1 pseudogene is annotated in these 1,069 nt (G+C 57.1%); it reads right to left on the reverse strand.

The annotated features are described in order from the left end of the window. Positions 1-593 precede the first annotated feature (593 nt). Positions 594-791 (reverse strand): annotated as a pseudogene (locus tag NW844_RS12845) (RNA-guided endonuclease TnpB family protein); the annotation flags it as partial. Between the last annotated feature and the right edge of the window lie 278 nt (positions 792-1,069).

A 1,069-nucleotide genomic window follows, 5' to 3' on the forward strand; every position in this document is an offset into this window, starting at 1 on the left:
CGAGTGTTTCCTTCTCCATGCCCCTCAGGAGCCAACTCGGCCAACACAGCAGAGTAGCTTGGTAGCCCCATACTAAGCGCTCCGCGCCGCTGACGCGAGTAGTGCGGGGCGGAAAAGCCTTCGAGCGACTGGAGTCGCTCGCCAATGTTATTATGCTCGCCAATGTTATTATGATGTTGTAATCTTAAGTCAGCACCTACCCCGGTGAAAAACCCGGACAGTACCGAAAGCCAGTAAGCAAGCGGAACCTTGAGGCTTTTTCTCTAGGAACTGTCTAGGGGCGTCTTGACAGCGCCTTTACGAGTCCAACTGTGGACTGCGTAGGCCTTCCCCAACTTCAGCCGGGGGAGTGTCAAAACTCCTACGGTGGCTCAGATTAGCCGAGGCTGGTTGGCTACAGCCCATGACTACAGTCTTTGCCAATCCTTGCCCAGTACAGAGCTTTCCAGCAACACCGACTGCAGCCGCTGCAACTACCCTTTGCGTAACAGGGATCCCTCTCGTCTGCAAAAACCTGATAAACTACCCCACCGCATAAGGCGGGTGGTTTTTTTGGTAGCCCTGAAGCAGGCCCACAAGGACTCCGTCCCGCTAACGCGAGTGGAGATGCAGTGGTTTACCCAAGCTTGAAAGCGTCTTTTCTTGCCAGACAGCCGTTGCAGCAGCTCCCGGCATCTGCGCCGAGAACTGCGTGTGCCCTGACTGGCCTTGCGTTGCAGAACCGCTCTCAAGCGGGAGTAGTGGTCTCTGACCTGGTTCAACTGCTGTCCATTCCAGTTGTCCCCCTCTGTTCGCGTCAGCCGGCCGTAGGCCTTGGTCGCATCCAGCTTTGTGGCTTGCGACGCAGACACCTTGAGCTTGCAAGAGGTAGTCAGAGCTTGGGTCATGCTAAGTATGTTGGGCGCTATCCCTTCCCACCGTATAGACGGTGGGGTATCCCGCGCGTTTTGTTGATCCAGCACTTTGATCCAACGCTGCGCTGTCGCGTACACAAGGGGAGAGGGCGCAGGGGATCCACCTATCCGTCCAGTTGCGCCCTCAGGGTTTGCACGCCCCGCCGCGACCAGCT

It is taken from the genome of Synechococcus sp. H55.2 (assembly GCF_047462495.1).
GTDB lineage: Bacteria > Cyanobacteriota > Cyanobacteriia > Thermostichales > Thermostichaceae > Thermostichus.